An 18089-nucleotide genomic window follows, 5' to 3' on the forward strand; every position below is an offset into this window, starting at 1 on the left:
CACCGGCCGCACCGCGACCGGTAACGGCGACCAACTAACGTGCCGCAACTTAAACCTGCGGCAGCGTCGGCCGGTTTTCAATCGCCCGCCGGATTAACGCTTCGACTGCCTTGCGTTCGTCTCCGGCCAACGGCAGACGCGGCGGCCGCACCGGCTCCGTGCCGAGCCCGACGATCATCTCGGCCAGCTTGATGTTCTGCACCAGCTTCGACGAAACGTCGAGTGCGAGCAGGGGCGCGAACCAGCGATAGATCGCGCGCGCTTCTTCAAGACGGCCAGCCTTCAGCAACTTATAAATCACCACCGTCTCGCGCGGAAACGCGCACACGAGACCGGCCACCCAGCCATGCGCGCCCATCAATATCGCTTCCATCGCGAGGTTGTCGACCCCGCACAGAATCGCGAAGCGGTCGCCGACCACGTTGATCAGATCGGTCACGCGCCGCACGTCGCCACATGACTCCTTGATCGCGACGATCTTCTTTTCGTCGGCGATTTCCGCGAACATCTCGGGCGTCATGTCGACGCCATAGGCAAGCGGATTGTTATAGATCATCAGCGGCAGCGCGCTCGCATCGGCGACGCTGCGAAAGTGGTGCAGCGTTTCGCGCCGGTCGGACAGATAGCGCAGCCCGGGCAGCACCATGAAACCGGCCGCACCATGCCGGCTTCCAGCTTCGGCCTGGCGGCATGCGTCGAGCGTGCTGTTTTCGGCGATCGTCAGCAAAACCGGCACACGGCCGTGTGCCGCCTCGACGGCGATGTCGAGCACTTGCAGCTTCTCGTCGAGCGAGAGCGTCGATGCTTCGCCGAGCGATCCGCACACGATGATGCCGTCCACACCCGCGTCGATCTGCGCCTCGATATTCTTGCCGGTCCATTCGCGGTCTATGCTGAAATCCGCGTGAAACTTGGTGGTAACTGCGGGCAATACGCCTTCCCAGATATGCGCCACGACTGCTCTCCTGAGTGTGTTGAGTCGAAGCGCAGTGTAAGCAGGGAAAATGCTGCCGTCTTGCGTGTTTCACGCGTGGCGGATGACGATTTCAGCATAACGGCTATGCTTGTACGCCTGAAAAGCTCAAGCTTGTCGGCTATTTCAGCACAGGACGCAAAATATATCGAAAGCACGTGGAGCGGGTCTCACGTGCGTTCCTGAGCTCGCTTGATAGAGATTGTTCAGACGTGGCCGCCACCTGATTTCAATAGTCGACGTGTGCGCGGATGGACAGATGAGATATGCTGAAATCGTCACAATCCACGATTATGCACACCAAGACTCGGGCGCCCGGTATTCCTACCATGTGCATCATGAAAACCCTAGACATCATCGACTCGCACACCGGCGGTGAACCGACCCGCCTGGTGGTGTCGGGTGGCCCTGCGCTCGGCGGCGGCACGCTGGCACAGCGTCTCGACGTGTTTCGCACGCATTTCGACGACTGGCGCGCAGGCATCGTCACCGAACCGCGCGGCTCGGATGTGGTGGTCGGCGCGCTGCTGTGCGAGCCGGACGACCCTGCGTGCGCGGCCGGCGTGATCTTTTTCAACAACGTGGGCTATCTCGGCATGTGCGGGCACGGCACGATCGGTCTCGTCGTTTCGCTTGCGCACATGGGCCGGATCGGGCCGGGGCTTCGTCGGATCGAGACGCCGGTCGGCGTCGTCGAAGCGACGCTCAACGAGGACGGCAGTGTCGCCGTGCGCAACGTGCCGGCCTATCGCTACCGGCAAGGCGTGCAGGTCGACGTGCCGGGCTACGGCATGTTGACTGGCGACATCGGCTGGGGCGGCAACTGGTTCTTTCTCGTCGCCGACCACGGACGCACGCTGGAGGCGGCGCGTATCCTCGAGCTGAGCGCGTTCAGTACAGCAATCCGTGACGCGCTGATCGCGCAGCGCATCACCGGCACGGACGGCGCCTTGATCGACCACATCGAACTCTTCGGACCCGGCTCGCGAGACGGCATCGACAGCCGCAGCTTCGTTCTCTGTCCCGGCAACGCGTATGATCGCTCGCCGTGCGGTACCGGCACGAGCGCGAAAATCGCCTGCCTCGCCGCCGACGGCAAGCTGGCCGAAGGCGCGGTGTGGCGGCAGGAGAGCATCATCGGCAGCGTATTCGAGGCGAGCTATCGTCACGCCGGCGATGGCCGCTCGGTGATTCCGACCATCACCGGTCACGCGCACATCATGGCCGAAGGGCGTTTGTGTTTCGACGAGCGCGACCCGTTCGCATGGGGCATCCGCACGGCATGACAGCGGATGCGTTGATCGTCGGGGCCGGCATTGTCGGCGCGGCTTGCGCGGCGGAGCTGGCCGCGCTCGGCATGCGCGTTGAGGTACTCGACGCGCAGGGCATCGGCGGCGGTGCGACGGCGGCGGGCATGGGGCATATCGTCGTGATGAACGACTCGCCCGCAGAATTCGCGTTGAGCCGCTATTCGCGCGACTTGTGGCTGGCGCTCGCGCCGCAACTGCGCACGCGCGACGCGTTCGCGCGCTGCGGTACTTTATGGGTTGCCGCCGACGATGAGGAGTGGCAGGCCGCCCGCACCATGCATGCAGCCTTCGAAGTGCAGGGCGTCTCCGCTCAACTGCTCGACGCGGCTGCGTTGCGGGCGTGTGAGCCGGCGCTGGCGGCATCGATGGCAGGCGGTCTGCGGATCGAACACGACAGCATCGTATATGCGCCTACGGTTGCTGAGTGGCTGCTGACGCAATCGTCAGGAGTCGAGAATATCCGTGTGCGGCTCGGTACGCGGGTTACCGCAATCAGCGCGCGTGGCGTGACGCTGGCCGGCGGCGAGCACATCAGCGCGGAGCACGTGATCGTGGCCAATGGTCTGGGTGCTCAGCAACTGCTGCGCTCTCTGCCGTTGCAGCCAAAGAAAGGTCATCTGCTGATCACCGACCGTTATCCCGGACTCGTTCGCCATCAACTGCTCGAACTGGGCTACATCAAGAGCGCGCATCATGCGGCCGGCACCTCGGTGGCGTTCAATGCGCAGCCGCGGCCTACAGGCCAGTTGCTGATCGGCTCGTCGCGCCAGTTCGATACAACCGATCCCGCCGTCGACATGCCGGTGCTCGCGCAGATGTTGCAGCGCGCGGCGCACTATCTGCCGGTCCTGCCGACGCTCAATGGAATTCGCGCGTGGACCGGGTTTCGTGCGGCGTCGCCGGATGGTTTACCGTTGATCGGTCCGGCCGGTGATTTTGCACCCGGCGTGTGGCTTGCGGTTGGACACGAGGGCCTTGGCGTGACGACTTCGCTGGCAACCGCAAAGTTGCTCGCCGCGCTGATCACAGGGAATAGCACGCCGATTCCGGCCGAGCCGTACTTGCCGGTCCGTTTTGCGCAAAAGGTGGCCCATGGCTGACGCCGATGCAACACGCGTTCATTTGACGATCGACGGTAGAAGCATTGAGGTCGAAGCCGGCACGATCGTGGCCGCGGCGCTTGTCATGGTGGGCGCGGGCGGCACGCGGACGTCGGTTAGCGGCCAGCCGCGCGCAGCACTGTGCGGGATGGGCGTGTGCCAGGAGTGCCGCGTCACGATCGACGGCCGGCCGCATGCGTTGGCATGCCAGACGCTTTGCCGCGAAGGGCAGGTTGTCTGCACTGCCGTGGCTGTGGCCAACGCAGTCAACGCGACCAACGCCCCGACCACCACGGACAAACGATGAAGCATCACTTCGACATAGTCGTGGTAGGCGCCGGTCCGGCCGGATTGAACGCTGCGAAGGCAGCGGCGCGCAAAGGCGCCACAGTCGCCGTGCTCGACGACAATCCGCGCGCCGGCGGTCAAATCTGGCGGCAAGGTCCCGGCCATCCGCAGCAAGTGCCGCTACAAGGCCTGCTCGGCGCTTTGAAGACGCAAACCAATGTCACCCTTTTGCCGTCGACTCGCGTGATCGCGCCTTTGAGTCCGCGAGGTCTACTGCTCGAGTCGTGTGAGCATGGTGGCGTGTCGATCAGCTACGATCGATTGATCCTCGCGACCGGCGCGCGCGAGCGGCTCTTGCCATTCGCCGGCTGGACGTTGCCCGGCGTAACCGGTGCAGGCGCACTGCAGGCACTCATCAAAGGCGGCATGCCGGTGCGCGGCGAACGGATCGTGATTGCAGGCAGCGGGCCCTTGCTGATCGCGGCGCTGGCCACCGCGCGTGCGGCGGGGGCGCGGGTGCTGGCGGTCGTGGAGCAGGCCTCGGCGCTTGAGGTCGCCCGATTCGGCGTCTCATTGTTGAGCGAGCCGGCGAAGTTACGGCAAGCCATTACCATGACGCGCGGCTTAGCGGGTACGCATTACTGGACCGGCAGCATCGTCCAGCGAGCTCATGGCGATGGCAGCGTCGAGCGCGTGACGATCCGGCGCGGACAGCAGGAGTCGACGCTCGACTGCGACCGCATCGCCTGCGGCTATGGACTCGTGCCGAACATCACGCTTGCGCAAGCGCTCGGCTGTGCGATCACTGAAGCGGGCGAGATCGTTGTCGACGATGAGCAGCGGACTTCGGTCGACGGCGTGCTGGCGGCAGGCGAATGCACAGGCGTCGGCGGCGCGGAACTGGCGGGTGTGGAAGGCGAGATTGCAGGGCTCTCTGCCAGCGGCGGCTCGGCAAGCGGCATCCGGGCAAACGCCACCACGCTGCAAGCGCAACGAGCCCGATGGCGGCGTTTCGCAAGGTGCGTCGAAACGGCTTTCGCCTTGCAGTCCGCCGCGCGCATGCCACCCGACGACGCCACGCTGCTCTGCCGTTGCGAAGACGTCAGCCTCGGCGAGGTGCGCGCCTATCCGGATTGGCGCGAGGCCAAGCTGCATACCCGCTGCGGGATGGGCGCATGCCAGGGCCGAATCTGCGGCGCCGCAGCGTCGCTATATCTAGGCTGGCAAGCTGCAGCGCCGCGCCCGCCGTTCAGTCCGGCGCAAATCGGCACGTTGATGGCAATCGGCGAGGAGCGGTCGCCCGCTAAGTGACGCCGGCATCCATTCGTCCGCTGGATATTTTCAGTAGCGCGTGGCCCTATAATCGACCGCAAGTGACCACCCGCGTACCTGCGCGGTTGAGCGCACCCAACGCACCAACGAACCACCGCACCGACCACGGAACCCGCACGATGAACACGCTGGCTCATCCGCTCGAACCGGACGACGCAACGCTGTCCGGCATGCTGTCGCATTTCACGCTACTCGAGCCCGTGTTCGATGCGATGCCGGACGTCGTGTTCTTCGTCAAGGACGCGCATGCCCGCTATGCGCTGGTCAATCGCACGCTGGCTTCGCGCTGTGGCTTCAAGGAAAAGTCCGCGCTGCTCGGAAAGACCGCCGAGGATGTATTCCCGCACCGTTTCGGTCGTATCTACACCGCCCAGGACAAAGCGATCATCAACGTAGGCAGCCAGATGATCGATCAGTTGGAACTGCACCTGTATCCTGGCCGTCAGCCGGGTTGGTGCCTGACCTGCAAGCAGCCGTTGCGCGATCCGGCGGGTAAGGTGGTCGGCCTTGCCGGCATCTCCCGCGACCTGAAAGCGGACGAAAGCAGTCATCCCGCGTACAGCCGGCTGGCTGAAGTGGTGCAGTCCATTCAGGAAAATTACGTGCAGCCGTTGAATCTGAAACAGCTTGCTGCAATGGCGGATATGTCGGTGGCGCAACTGGAGCGCTACTTTCACAAAGTGTTTCATTTGACGCCGCGCCAGGTGCTGCTGAAAACGCGGCTGGACGCCGCCACCGCATTGCTGGTTTCACACGACAAGGTCACCGACGTCGCGGCACTCTGCGGCTACACCGACCACAGCGCTTTTACGCGTCAATTCAAGGCGACCGTCGGCGTCACGCCGACCGAGTACCGGATGTTGCTGCACGGAACCTCGCGAAGCTGAGCCGCCGCGCACATGGTTCGTCGCAAGCATCATTACTTCGTATACGTCGTCGCGCTCGATGACACCGTCTGGAACGAGGCGCGCTTTCGCCGCGCGAATCCGGATTACCGGTTCGACAAGCCGTGTGTGTACGTGGGAATGACGGGATTGGACCCGGATCTGAGATTCGACCGACACAAGGCCGGCATTCAGGCAAATCGCTACGTGCGCGATTACGGCCTGCGCCTTATGCCCGAATTGTATGAAGTTTACAATCCGATGCCTTACCGCGGCGCTCAGGATATGGAAGTGGAATTGGCGATTGGACTACGCGAGGCGGGGTATGGCGTATGGCAGGCGTAAGCCAGTTTTATTTCACGCCGAGTCCGCGCAGCACTGCATTGCCTTCGGGCGTCAGACGGATATGCGAAGCGCCTGCGTCGCCGGAGACCGTTTCGATCAGGCCGGCTTCGTGAAGCTGCGGAATCTCGGGTTTCGCGGACGCGTCGATCGGCGCGTGCAGTAACAGCAGCAGCGTCGCCAGCTCGTGGTGGCTCAGCAAGCGACGCAGAATCGTGGGCTTTTTCGCCGGTGCGGGCGAGTCGTTCGTGTTGTAATCGGGCTGGTTCATGAAGCGCACCTTGTGCGGGATAGTGTCGGATGGATCATGCGGATGAAGTCTTAAACGATTCTTAAGACAGCATTGTGATGTAACACCGTGACACTATGATTGCGCCGGAACAAGTTACCGACCGTTACACCTGGCCGATTGTTGCGCTTGCTTACCTTACGGTGCGCAAGTTTTGCTCGCCGATTCAAGCCACAGATTGCTCACGTGGCGTTTGCCCGCGTAGAAGCGATAAGTCGTCGCGCCGTTGTCGCTACGCACCTTGACGATATTCGAATCGCCGAAATCGAGCATCTGGCCCTGCGGGATCCCGGTCGATTTGAAGGCGGCGTTGTGGCTGGTCGCCACTTGCGTCAGGCAGGCGACTACGTCGTTGACCGAGCGTTGCGTCGTGGTATCCGTGACGGGCTCGCCGGCATCCGGATTCTTCTGGAAATACGCGCAAGCGCTGAGAAGCAGGGGAACTGACAGGACTACGGCAAACTTCTTCATATCTCTCCTGGCGTTTTCATTCGGACGACGGTTCGCGCCACACCCGCATGGGGGCACAGTGCGCGCGGCACCGGACCGCGGATCAAGCGCCATTATATCGGGGCGGCGCGCCCGCTTGAGCCGACGCAGCATGAGCCGTGCCCGATCTGCCTGAATTCGCGGGACGCAAACTGCAAACGACAAACCACCGCCCACCAGCATTACCGGCCGCAAACTCCTACTTGCGACGCTGAGCCTGTGCTGCGAGCCGCACGGCCGCATTGGCCGCGCCATAACCGTCGTAGCCGCCACGCCGCTCGACAATCTCCAGGAAAAAGCGCTGATCCAGTTGTTCGGTGTAGGCATGGAAGAACTCGCCACCACGTTCGTCGCGGTCGTACAGGATGTTGTGCGCGCGCAGTGCCTCGAGCGTCTCGTCCGGTAGCGCATAGCGGGCGGCGAGGTCGTCGTAGTAATTACGCGGAATGCGCAACACCGGCAGACCGTCGGCGACAAATTCGGGAACTGCGCTAAAAATATCACCGGTGCTGAACGCAACGTGATTCAGGCCCGAACCGTGATAGGTGTGCAACGCTTCGGCCACCGCCGTGTGATGGTCCACCGACGCGTTCAGTACGATGCGCACCGAACCGTCATGACTGCGCAGCGCGCGACTGCGCACCAGCCCGTATGGGTCGGGCACCAGCACGCCTGGCTCGGCCTGGAAGCCGAGAGCGGTCCGCAGAAACAGAACCCACGTATCCAGCGAAGGCGCCGGCACCGACAGGCAGACGTGGTCGATGCGCGCGAGTGGCCCCACTTCGGTCGGACCGTTGACGTCGGTGAGCACAAAATCGGCTTCGAACAGAGTGGGCTGGTCCGGCGTCTCGTCGACGAAATAGTTCAGGCTGCCGTCGGGCGCCTGCACAGCCGGCAGCACGCGTTCGTTCGGGCCGATCTGGCCCGAGAACGGGGCATAGCCGAACCCGGCGGCGCGCTCGAACGCCTGATTGGCGTCATCCACGCGAAACGCCGACGCGCACAGCGACAAACCATGCTGCTGGAAGAAAGCATTGGCGAATGAATCCGGTTCAGCATTCAGCACGATCGACGCCGCGCCGTGCTGAAACAGCGTCACATCTTTCGAACGATGCTGGCCGGCCTGGCGGAAGCGCAGCTTGCCGAGCCAGTCGACGAGATGCGCGCGGGTAGTGTGGTCGACCGCGAACTCGAGAAACTGATAGCCGACGTGTGCGGGCGCAGCGGGCGATCGATAGAGCTCGCCGACCGGTTGCTGGGTGGATTCAAGCAGCGCCCGAGTCTGTTCCTCGAGGAACAGCAATGAACGATGGCCGTCCGCTGCCGTGATGGTGGTTGGCGCGGCGCGAAAACTGTCGTTGAAAATTTCGAGCGAAAGCGGCCCTGTGTAGCCGGTTTTCACGACCTGGGCGGTGAAGCCTGCCAGATCGAAATCGCCTTGACCCGGGAAGCATCGGTAGTGGCGACTCCATTCCAGCACGTCCATAGCGAGCTTCGGCGCATCGGCAATCTGCACGAAGGCGATTCGATCGCCCGGGATATCGGCGATCGTGTCCACCGTATCATTCAGCGACAGCGTATGAAAGCTGTCGAGCACAAGCCCCAGATTCGGATGATTGACTGCGTTGACGAGTTTCCATGCATGGCGGTAGGTCTTGACGTGCTTGCCCCACGCGAGCGCCTCATAGCCGGCGATCACACCGGCCGCTTCGGCTGCGCGGGCCAGCGCACCCAACTGGTCGGTCATCAGCGAATCGTCGCCGATAGTGTCGGGCGAGACGTTGCTGCAGACCAGAATCCGGTCCGTACCCAGTTCGTGCATCACGTCGAACTTGCGCTTCGCCCGATCCAGATTGCGCTCGAGGCGCTCCGGGCTTACGCCGTCGAAATCGCGGAACGGCTGGAACAACATGATCTTCAGCCCGAGATCCTCGGCGATGCGCCGCACGTCGGCAGGTGAGCCGTCGAAATACAGCAGGTCGTTCTCGAAGATTTCGACGCCTTCGAAGCCCGCCGCCCGGATTGCGGTCAGCTTTTCGACGAGGGTCCCGCTAATCGACACGGTGGCAATCGAACGTTGCATGAACGGCTCCTGCAAAAAACAATGAAACGGCTATTGGGGCGGCGCGAAGCGGCCGCTGTACGGTGTCCGCATGTCTTGCGGTTCGCCATGCTGCAATGCGCAAAATGGTCTAGCTAGTTACCGTCAACCAGCAGGTCTCAGGTTAGAAATACCCATACTAGCGGAATTTCCCGATAGTCTATACAAACTAACTAGATGGTACAAATTCGTATAAACCCCGAATGACGATTGCGGGCAATGCGCGCACACTGCGCTTACGTTGTAGAGCCGCGGCGCGTGCTGCGGCCCGCTTTATGCCTTACTTTTGCAGGAGTAGTCGTCATGAGTTTTGCATCAGTGCTGGTCCTCAACGGACCGAATCTCAACCTGCTCGGCACGCGTGAGCCGGCCATCTATGGTTCGGAAACGCTCGACGACGTCGCGCAGCTCTGCCGCGACGCGGGCGAGCGGCTGGATCTGTCGGTCGATTTCTGCCAATCGAATGCGGAACACCAGCTCATCGACTGGCTGCATGCGGCGCGCAGCAAGGTTGACGGCATCGTGATCAATCCAGCGGCTTACACGCATACCTCGGTAGCGATCGCCGACGCGCTCTCGGCGATCGAAAAGCCCGTCATCGAAGTGCATATATCGAACGTGCATCGTCGTGAAGCGTTCCGGCACCACTCGTACGTGTCGGCGGTGGCTGAGGCGATCATCGTTGGCTGCGGCACGCAAGGCTATGTACTCGCTCTGGAGCGGATGGCGGTCATCCTTAAGAATAGGGCGGCCAAATGAACGCACAGGTGAGCGTGAACCCACAAGCAAACGCCCAAGCGAGCCCGCAATCGTTTCTCGTCGGTCTGATCGGTTCGGGCATCGGCGGATCGCTTAGCCCGGCGATGCATGAGGAAGAGGGCAGCAAACTCGGTCTGCACTATGTGTATCGGCGCATCGATCTGGAAGCGTTGAAGCTGGACATCACGGCACTCTCCGATTTGCTCGTTTCCGCCGAACGCATGGGCTACAACGGGCTGAACATCACGTACCCCTGCAAGCAGGCCGTGATTCCGCTGCTCGATGAACTCTCCGACGACGCGCGCGCACTCGGCGCGGTCAATACGGTTCTGTTCAAGAACGGCAAACGTATCGGCCACAACACCGATTGGTCCGGTTTCGCGCGCGCGTTTCAACGCGGCCTGCCGGACGTATCGCTGGAACGCGTCGTGCAACTGGGCGCGGGCGGCGCGGGCGCGGCGGTCGCGCATGCCGCGCTGACCATGGGCGCGCAAACGCTCACGCTATTCGACGTGGACGCCGGGCGCGCCGCATCGCTCGCTGCGGAATTGCAGAAGCGCTTTCCCGCATCCACTGTCAGCGCTGGCAACTCGCTCGCAGAATCGCTCGTCACCGCCAACGGCCTGATTCACGCGACGCCCACCGGCATGGCGAAACTGCCGGGCTTGCCGTTGCCGGTCGAATTGCTGCACCGCGATTTATGGGTAGCGGATATCGTCTATTTCCCGATCCGCACCGCGCTGCTGCAAGCCGCCGAAGAACTCGGCTGCCGCACGCTGAGCGGCGGCGGGATGGCGGTGTATCAGGCGGTCGACGCGATGCGCATTTTCACTGGCCTGGAACCTGACGCCGAGCGCGTGTACACGCATTTCCAGTCCTTGTTGCAACGCCAGGCCAGTAGCACATAAGCCATACATATCCGGTACGTAATCCGACCGAGGAGACAGAGACGCCATGCCACAACCCATTCATTCCACGCCCGCCGAGGCAACTCGCCAAACGGCTGCCACGGTAAGCACCGCGCGCCGCTCGAAAGCCCGCTATCAGATTCTCTCGCTGCTAGCGGTCGGCACAATGATCAACTATCTGGACCGCACGGTGCTCGGTATCGCAGCACCGCAGTTGACCAAGGAACTCGGCATCAACGCCGCGCTCATGGGGTTGTTGTTCTCCGTATTCTCGTGGAGCTATGTTGCCTCGCAGATTCCGGGCGGCCTCTTTCTCGACCGTTTCGGCAGCAAGCTCACGTATTTCCTGTCGATGACGTTCTGGTCGCTATGCACACTCGCGCAAGGGCTCGTGCACGGTATCGGCGCGTTGTTCGTGTTCCGGCTTGGCCTCGGCGTCTCGGAAGCGCCGTGTTTTCCGACCAACAGCCGCGTGGTGGCCACATGGTTTCCGCAGAGCGAACGCGCGATGGCGACCGGCACCTACACGGTTGGCGAATATATCGGCCTCGCGTTTTTCAGCCCGTTTCTGTTCATGTTGATGGGCGCGTTCGGCTGGCGTTCGCTGTTCTACGTGGTGGGCGGTGTGGGTCTCGTGTTCGGAGTGATCTGGTGGTTGTTCTATCGCGAGCCGCACGATCATCCGTCCGTTAATCAGGCGGAGCTCGACTATATCGAAGCAGGCGGCGGTCTGACACACAGCAAGAAGGACGCCGATGTTTCCGGCGCACCGGCTGCATCGGGGAAGAGCGGCTTCGAATGGCGCACCATCGGACGCCTGCTCAAGCATCGTCAGTTGGCCGGCATCTGCCTTGGCCAGTTCGCCGGCAACTCGACGCTCGTGTTCTTCCTCACCTGGTTCCCGACTTATCTCGCCACCGAACGCCATATGGCATGGCTGAAGATCGGCTTCTTCGCGATCATGCCGTTCATTGCCGCGTCGATCGGCGTGATGTTCGGCGGCATCTTCTCCGATTGGCTGCTGCGCCGCGGCAAGTCGCCGAACGTGGCGCGCAAGCTGCCGATCATCGCCGGTTTGCTGCTCGCGTCGACGATCATTCTTGCCAACTATGTCGAGAGCAACGTGGCGGTGATCGCGATTCTGTCGGTGGCGTTTTTCGCGCAGGGGATGGCGGCGCTCGGCTGGACGCTGGTGTCGGACATTGCGCCAGATGGCCTGCTTGGCGTGACGGGCGGCATCTTCAACTTTGCCGCCAATCTGGCCGGCATTGTCACGCCGCTGGTGGTGGGTTTCATCGTCGCGGCAACCGGCTCGTTTGTCGGGGCGTTGGTGTTCATCGGCGCGATCGCGTTGATCGGCGCGCTGTCGTACATCTTTATCGTCGGTGACATCAAGCGGATCGTGCTAGTGGACTGAACGGCACGTATCGTTCGAACGGCTTTCATTGGGCAAAAAAAGCGGGACCCGGCGCCAGCCAGGTCCCGCTTTTTTGTTTCAGGCCGGCCTCAGTCTTCCTTGCGCACGAAACGCAGCACGGCGTCGACGATCATCGCGCGATGACGCGCGCGCAGGCGCGGGTGCGACGGATCGCGGCCGAACGCCGTACCAAAGGTATGGCGATTGCCGACGCGGTGAAAGCACAGCGAGCTGATCATCAGATGCAGGTCGATCGCATCGATGTCGCTGCGGAACAGTCCCGCCGCGATGCCGCGCGAGAGCAGATCTTCGATCGTATGAATGACGGTGACGTTGCGGCCTTTGAAGCTCTTCACCTGCTCGACGTACTTCGCGCCGTGAATGTTCTCGATCGTCACGAGGCGGACAAAATCGCGCTGGCGGTCGTGATAGTCAAACGTAAACTCGACCAGCGCGCGCATGCCCTCGATCGGATCGAGTTCGCTGACGTGCAGATCCTGTTCGAGCGCGCGAATGTCGCCATACACTTTTTCCAGCACGGCCTGGTACAACCCTTCCTTGCTGCCGAAGTAGTAGTACAGCATGCGCTTGGTGGTATTCGTACGCTCCGCGATCGCGTCGACGCGTGCGCCGGTCAACCCCATTGCGGAGAACTCCTGCGTCGCGACGTCGAGGATGTTGCGCTTCGTCTGTTCGGGATCGTACTTGCGTCGGGTGTCGGACGCGATGCCGTTGGTATCAGGCTCGGCGGCCTTGCTTCCCTTTTTCATTGTGTATTCGAGCGGCGATGACGGCGCATTCTAGCATGCTGAAACCAGCCTCCGGAGCGGGTCTCGGGCATAAACGGCGGCGTATTGAGCTGGGTGTCGGGTCGCGTACTGAGTAGCGTCACGGCGTCGACCGGGGCGAGGGGCGCCGGGCGGCGAGCGCGTCGCGCGTCTGCATGGCGGTGTAGGTGAGTTGCGCGGCCGCGAGGCCGAGCGCGCCGTAGGTGCGCGTCAGGCCGAAAGCCGCGAATGCGTCGGGTACCGGCCGTTCGCCGGAGATGGCCGCCGCCAGCAATTCGCCCGAGACGGTGGTGGGCGCCATGCCGTGGCCGCCGAAGCCGACCGCATACCAGACGCCGTCCGTGCTGCGGCCGATTTGCGGCATTTTGTGCCGCGCGTAGCTCATCAGGCCGCCCCAGGCGTGCTCGATGCGCACGTCGTGCAACTGCGGATAGACCTTCAGCAGATCACTCCGTAGCAGTCGCGCGATGACGTCGGGCGCGCGGTCGCGTACCGAGATGCGGCCACCCCACAGGATGCGTGTGTCGGGCAGCGGACGGTAATAATCGAAAGCGAAGCGGGTGTCGTAGACGGCGGCGCGGGTGTCTATCGCGTCTTTCAGGCGGGCGCCGAGCGGCTCGGTGGCCATCACGTAGGTAGCGATCGGCAGCACTGCGCGTTCGACCTGTGCATAGACGTTGCGCGCATAGCCGCCGCCGGCCATCACCACGTGGCGTGCTTCGAGCGCGCCTTGCGGCGTATGCACCACGAAGCCGGCACCCTCGCCCCGGGCGCCGCTGCGCTCAAAGCGCACAACGGGCGACTTCTCGTGAATCTGCACGCCCGCGTCGGCCGCGGCGGCCGCGACACCGAGCACGTATTTCAGCGGATGAAAGTGGAACGCATTGCGCTCGAACAGGCCGCCGTGATAACGGTTCGTCTTCAATTGTGAAGCGAGCTCCGCGGCCGCCACGGGTTCCCACTCGACACCGAACGAATCCCGCATCAGACGCCGCTGCGTGTCGAGCCTTGCAGGTTCGTCGAACCAGTTGGCGAGGATCACGCCGGCATCGGTCACGTCGCAATCGATGCGGTAGCGCTGGATACGTTGCCTCATCAGATCGACGGCGTCGGTTGTCAGTGCATAGAGTTCGCGCGCGCGGACCGGCCCGATGGTTTTGAGCAGATCCGCGCAATCGAGGCTGTAGCCGCCGAACACGAAGCCGCCGTTGCGGCCGGAGGCGCCGAAGCCCACCTGCTCGGCTTCGAGCACGGCGACGTCGGTGACGCCCCGCTCGGCGAGTCCCAATGCCGTAGACAACCCCGCGAGGCCGCCGCCCATGATGCAGACGTTGACGCTGCGCCGGCCGGTTAGCGGCGCGTAAGCAGGCGAGTGCCCGGCAGCGCGGGTGATGGTGGCTTCGTAAAAGCTTTGCATAGGGCTCAGGTTAGATCAGGACACCGGCAGCAGCTTGCCGCTGAACACCACCGGACCTGTAGGCGCATTGTGATCGGGCGAGCCGCCCGGCGCTTCGATCGAGACCGCCAGCGCCGCGTAGCTCTCCGGCTTCTGCTGACCGGCCGTGACCTTGCCGTTGGCGCTGTCCGGCAGCATGCCGAGCGATACCGGATGGCCATTGGCCGGAATGCCCCACAACTCCATCGCCCGGCCGGCCGGCAGGTCGACCTTGCCGAGCGGATGCAGCGTCATGGTGGAGCGGGCTTCATCCCACGCGACCAGCATGACCGGATGCGCGTCCTTGTCATTCAGCACCGCGACATGCGAGACGGCCGCTTCCGGCTGTTGCGCGACGGTCGGCGCTGTGGATGGCGCTGTGGATGGCGTTACGCCGGACGGCAGCAGCGAGCGCACGGCAACCACCGCGGCGACTACGGCAAACCCCGTCACGCCGATCGCCCAGCCGCGCCAGAACGCGAGATTTTCGAAGATGCTGCCGGACGGACGCGCGGGTTTTTCGACCACGGTGCGCGGTCGTGCCGCCTCACGCGCAGCGTCACGAGCCGACGTCAGGCCGAGCCGCCGCTCGACGGCATCCCAGACGGCGGCCGGCGGCATACGCGGCTCCGCGAGCTCGGCCAACGGCGAGATTCGCCGCTGCCATTCTTCGACGGCCTGACGAATCACCGTATCGTGATCCGCGTAGCGTTGGAAGCGGCGCCGGGCGCCGCCACGCAGCGTGCCGAGCACATACTCGGCGGCCAGCATATCGACCAGTTGAGGATAGCGATGGAGATTCATCACTCACCTCCCAGGCAGGTCTTCAGCTTGGCAAGGCCGCGCCGGATCCAGGATTTGATGGTGCCGAGCGGCACCGTCAGCGCTTCAGCGATCTCGCTATGGCTCTGGTCACGCAGGTAGGCGAGAGCCACCGCCTGACGCTGCGCCGGTTCCAGCTGCTGCATGCAGCCGGCCAGCAGACGTGCCTGCAGGCTGACCGCGGTCAGTGCTTCGGGATCCGGATCGCCGGTTGCCACAAGATCGTCCAACGCATCGCTCCATTCGGTTTCCTGCTTGTTGACCCGCCGCAGGTGATCGAGAGCACGGTTCCGGACGATTGCCGACATCCACGTCATGGGGGCGGAGAGTGCCCGCCGATAGTCGCCCGCAAAGCGCCAGATGTTGACGAAGCTGTCCTGCAATACTTCTTCGGCCCACTCGTGCCTGCTCAATATACGGAGCGCAAGACCAAACAGTTTCGGGGCGGCGAGATCATATAGCTCGCGTAGTGCCGAAGCATCCTCTTTGGCAATGCGTTCGAGCAACTCAGCGAGGGTTTCCGGCGTCAGTTCTCGAGGATCGGCGGTCATGGAAATTGGTGTGGTGAGCTTGCGGGCCTATGTTACTCAATTTCCTTCTGACCTTATATGTGGTTTTTCCCCCGTGTGCTGCATCCGCCAGGCGTATGGCCGCGTATGTGGATGCAGGACCCGGGGGTTGCGTCCGAGGGTTGCGCCTGCGCGCTTATCGTTTTGCTTTGGACTGCTCCAGGTTGAGCCTAGACGCCCCAACGCAATACCAGCGGATCGAGCCGTCGTGCGACTTTCAGCAAACCTGCGCGTGTGGCCGGATGCATCGGCGGCAGCGGATGGCGCACTGCGTCCGATCGAATCACTCCGCCTTCTTTCATCAAGGCCTTGCACGATGCGAGGCCGCCCTGGCGGTTTTCATAGTTGATGAGCGGCAGCCATTCCTGATAGTGGGCGGCGGCTGCTTCGGTGTCGCCCGCCGCATAGGCGTCGACGATCAGGCGGATGCCGTCCGCATAGCCGCCGCCGGTCATCGAACCGGTTGCGCCCGCATCGAGATCGGCCATCAGCGTGATCGCTTCTTCGCCATCCCATGGACCTATCACGGCGTCGCCACCCAGTTCGATCAGCTCGCGCAACTTGTTCGCCGCCTGCGGCACTTCGATCTTGAAGTACGACACGTTCTGCAGTTCACGCGCCATGCGGGCGAGAAACGGCGCGGATAACGCCGTGCCGCTGACCGGCGCGTCCTGGATCATGATTGGAATCCCGATTGCATCGGACACCGTGCGATAGAACTCATAGATACCGCGCTCGCCGATGCGGATCGTCGCGCCGTGATACGGCGGCATGATCATTACCATCGCGGCGCCCGCAGCCTGCGCACTGCGGCTGCGTTCAGCGCACTGGTACGAACTGAAATGCGTGGTCGTGACGATCGCCGGCACGCGGCCGGCGACGTGTTCGAGCACCACGTGCATCAGCGTGTTGCGCTCGTCGTCGGACAGCGCGAACTGTTCGGAGAAGTTCGCCAGAATGCACAGGCCGTTCGAGCCCGCGTCGATCATGAAATCGATGCAGCGTTTCTGGCCTTCCAGGTCGAGACCGCCGGCCTCGTCGAAGATAGTCGGCGCGACGGGGAACACGCCGCGCATGGGAGCAGGGTTGTGGGTGTGGGTCATGGTGATGTGCGTTGTGCCGAGGTGATGAGGTGATGAGGCGTGGGTGTTTGAATGTCTCCGTCGCTGACTATACGGCGGGGTGCGTGGCGGGTATATTGAATTGTTTCCATCTTGTGATCGCTTTTGCGACTCACCTCGCGACTCCCTTGATTGCCCGGCAATTCATGAAAGACACCCTGAACGTCCTGCTGTCGAGACTGCGTATGAAGCAGCTGCAACTGCTGATCGCGCTCGACGACCATAAGTCGCTGCACAAAGCCGCAAGCGCGATGTCGATGACGCAATCGGCTGCCAGCAAGGCGTTACAGGAGTTGGAGTCGATGCTCGAGGCGCCGCTTTTCGAGCGTTCGAAGAGCGGCATGATTCCGAACCAGCTCGGCCACTGCGTGATCCGCTACGCGCGGCTCGTGGCCACAGACCTTACCGCGCTCTGCCAGGACGTCGCCGAGATACGCTCGGGGCGGGGCGGGCGTCTCGCGATCGGCGCGATCATGGGCGCGATTCCGGAGTGCGTCGTGCCGGCGCTGAACGATCTGCATGCCGGCCAGCCGGGCCTGTCGATCGAAGTGATGGAAGACACCAGCGCGCGCATGCTGCTGCAACTCGACGAAGGCCGGCTCGATCTGGTGATCGGCCGTGCGGCGGTTGCCGCCGATCCGTCGAAATATCACTATCGTCCGCTTGGGGACGAGCCGTTATCCGTGGTGGTGGGTTATGGCCATCCGCCACTGCCGAGGAAAGAAGTGGAACTGCGTGACCTGGCCGGCCACCGCTGGGTCATGTATCCGTCGCATATGCCCTTGCATGCGTTGCTCGAACGGGAGATGGATCTGGCGGGGCTTGAGATGCCGGACAACCCGATTTCGACTGCCTCCACTTTCGTGACAGTCGCATTACTGCAAAGCAGTGCCGATCTGGTTTCGTTGTTACCGACCGCAATCGCGGAGTTGTTCGTGCGGCAGAAAATGTTGCGCTTCGTGCCGGTCAAACTGAAGTCGCCGTCACAAACCTTCGGTATTGTGACGCGCAAAGGCGGCGTGCTGTCGCCGCCGGCTGAGCAATTCATCGAATTACTGCGTGGAAGGACGAGGGGGCAGGTGGAAGGGCAAGCGGCGTCGGCGCAAAAAAACGTCTGAATCTGCTTTCTTTTGACGCGCGAAAGACCTTCAATATCTCATGG

At 62.9% G+C, this 18089-nt stretch carries 19 protein-coding genes; 10 read left to right on the forward strand and 9 right to left on the reverse strand.

Going from position 1 to position 18089, the window contains the following annotated elements:
- Window positions 1-49: 49 nt before the first annotated feature.
- A complete protein-coding gene (locus tag PQQ86_RS26440; protein WP_408273600.1) occupies window positions 50-955 on the reverse strand; it encodes a dihydrodipicolinate synthase family protein in 906 nt (301 codons plus the stop codon).
- 347 nt (window positions 956-1302) lie between these two features.
- Between PQQ86_RS26440 and PQQ86_RS26445 the strand changes: the two genes are divergently transcribed.
- The 6 genes from PQQ86_RS26445 (at window position 1303) to PQQ86_RS26470 (ending at window position 6232) form a co-directional block, all read left to right on the forward strand.
- Window positions 1303-2259 (forward strand): 4-hydroxyproline epimerase, encoded by a 957-nt coding sequence (locus tag PQQ86_RS26445; RefSeq protein ID WP_408273602.1) that lies wholly within the window; start codon window positions 1303-1305, stop codon window positions 2257-2259.
- On the forward strand, window positions 2256-3383 hold the full coding sequence (locus PQQ86_RS26450; protein WP_408279367.1) for an NAD(P)/FAD-dependent oxidoreductase: 1128 nt from the start codon (window positions 2256-2258) through the stop codon (window positions 3381-3383). The genes PQQ86_RS26445 and PQQ86_RS26450 overlap by 4 nt, the downstream gene beginning before the upstream one ends.
- Entirely contained in the window at window positions 3376-3690 is a 315-nt protein-coding gene (locus PQQ86_RS26455) for a (2Fe-2S)-binding protein (protein ID WP_408273604.1), read from the forward strand. The genes PQQ86_RS26450 and PQQ86_RS26455 overlap by 8 nt, the downstream gene beginning before the upstream one ends.
- Window positions 3687-4982 carry an FAD-dependent oxidoreductase gene (locus PQQ86_RS26460; protein WP_408273607.1) on the forward strand — a complete coding sequence of 432 codons (1296 nt, stop codon included), beginning with the start codon at window positions 3687-3689 and terminating at the stop codon, window positions 4980-4982. The genes PQQ86_RS26455 and PQQ86_RS26460 overlap by 4 nt, the downstream gene beginning before the upstream one ends.
- A gap of 140 nt (window positions 4983-5122) precedes the next feature.
- Window positions 5123-5890, forward strand: a complete 768-nt coding sequence (locus PQQ86_RS26465; protein ID WP_093645317.1) for an AraC family transcriptional regulator — start codon at window positions 5123-5125, stop codon at window positions 5888-5890.
- Between the two features lie 12 nt (window positions 5891-5902).
- Window positions 5903-6232, forward strand: a complete 330-nt coding sequence (locus tag PQQ86_RS26470) for a hypothetical protein (protein ID WP_408273611.1) — start codon at window positions 5903-5905, stop codon at window positions 6230-6232.
- Between the two features lie 7 nt (window positions 6233-6239).
- Here PQQ86_RS26470 and PQQ86_RS26475 read toward each other — a convergent pair whose 3' ends face one another.
- The 3 genes from PQQ86_RS26475 to PQQ86_RS26485 all read right to left on the reverse strand — a co-directional run bounded on the left by PQQ86_RS26475 (window position 6240) and on the right by PQQ86_RS26485 (window position 9090).
- The gene (locus PQQ86_RS26475; RefSeq protein ID WP_408273613.1) at window positions 6240-6500 is read right to left on the reverse strand and encodes a hypothetical protein; all 261 of its coding nucleotides are present in this window, start codon (window positions 6498-6500) and stop codon (window positions 6240-6242) included.
- Between the two features lie 156 nt (window positions 6501-6656).
- The gene (locus PQQ86_RS26480; RefSeq protein WP_408273616.1) at window positions 6657-6989 is read right to left on the reverse strand and encodes a hypothetical protein; all 333 of its coding nucleotides are present in this window, start codon (window positions 6987-6989) and stop codon (window positions 6657-6659) included.
- A 217-nt stretch (window positions 6990-7206) separates the two neighbouring features.
- Complete coding sequence (locus PQQ86_RS26485; protein WP_408273618.1) at window positions 7207-9090, reverse strand: bifunctional sugar phosphate isomerase/epimerase/4-hydroxyphenylpyruvate dioxygenase family protein; 1884 nt, start codon at window positions 9088-9090, stop codon at window positions 7207-7209.
- Window positions 9091-9411: 321 nt separating this feature from the next.
- Here PQQ86_RS26485 and aroQ point away from each other — a divergent pair, with 321 nt between their 5' ends.
- The 3 genes from aroQ to PQQ86_RS26500 are packed head-to-tail and all read left to right on the forward strand — an operon-like array spanning window position 9412 to window position 12192.
- Window positions 9412-9867 carry a type II 3-dehydroquinate dehydratase gene (aroQ, locus tag PQQ86_RS26490; RefSeq protein WP_154558529.1) on the forward strand — a complete coding sequence of 152 codons (456 nt, stop codon included), beginning with the start codon at window positions 9412-9414 and terminating at the stop codon, window positions 9865-9867.
- Entirely contained in the window at window positions 9864-10775 is a 912-nt protein-coding gene (locus tag PQQ86_RS26495; RefSeq protein WP_408273620.1) for a shikimate dehydrogenase, read from the forward strand. The genes aroQ and PQQ86_RS26495 overlap by 4 nt, the downstream gene beginning before the upstream one ends.
- Window positions 10776-10821: 46 nt before the next feature.
- Entirely contained in the window at window positions 10822-12192 is a 1371-nt protein-coding gene (locus tag PQQ86_RS26500) for an MFS transporter (protein WP_408273623.1), read from the forward strand.
- Between the two features lie 89 nt (window positions 12193-12281).
- Here the strand turns inward: PQQ86_RS26500 and PQQ86_RS26505 are convergent, their stop codons facing one another.
- From PQQ86_RS26505 to PQQ86_RS26525, 5 genes are all read right to left on the reverse strand, one after another.
- Complete coding sequence (locus PQQ86_RS26505; RefSeq protein ID WP_408273626.1) at window positions 12282-12962, reverse strand: TetR/AcrR family transcriptional regulator; 681 nt, start codon at window positions 12960-12962, stop codon at window positions 12282-12284.
- A gap of 118 nt (window positions 12963-13080) precedes the next feature.
- Window positions 13081-14397, reverse strand: a complete 1317-nt coding sequence (locus PQQ86_RS26510) for an NAD(P)/FAD-dependent oxidoreductase (RefSeq protein ID WP_408273629.1) — start codon at window positions 14395-14397, stop codon at window positions 13081-13083.
- 15 nt (window positions 14398-14412) lie between these two features.
- Window positions 14413-15219, reverse strand: coding sequence for an anti-sigma factor (locus PQQ86_RS26515; protein ID WP_408273631.1), 807 nt, complete (start codon window positions 15217-15219; stop codon window positions 14413-14415).
- A complete protein-coding gene (locus tag PQQ86_RS26520) occupies window positions 15219-15788 on the reverse strand; it encodes an RNA polymerase sigma factor (RefSeq protein WP_097396066.1) in 570 nt (189 codons plus the stop codon). Before PQQ86_RS26520 ends, PQQ86_RS26515 begins: the two co-directional genes overlap by 1 nt.
- A gap of 188 nt (window positions 15789-15976) precedes the next feature.
- Window positions 15977-16909 carry a dihydrodipicolinate synthase family protein gene (locus PQQ86_RS26525; protein ID WP_408273634.1) on the reverse strand — a complete coding sequence of 311 codons (933 nt, stop codon included), beginning with the start codon at window positions 16907-16909 and terminating at the stop codon, window positions 15977-15979.
- Between the two features lie 164 nt (window positions 16910-17073).
- Here PQQ86_RS26525 and PQQ86_RS26530 point away from each other — a divergent pair, with 164 nt between their 5' ends.
- Window positions 17074-18045 (forward strand): LysR family transcriptional regulator, encoded by a 972-nt coding sequence (locus PQQ86_RS26530; protein ID WP_408273637.1) that lies wholly within the window; start codon window positions 17074-17076, stop codon window positions 18043-18045.
- Window positions 18046-18089 lie beyond the last annotated feature (44 nt).

Origin of the sequence: Paraburkholderia sediminicola (assembly GCF_046026675.1) — a bacterium.
Classification (GTDB): Bacteria; Pseudomonadota; Gammaproteobacteria; order Burkholderiales; family Burkholderiaceae; genus Paraburkholderia; species Paraburkholderia sediminicola_F.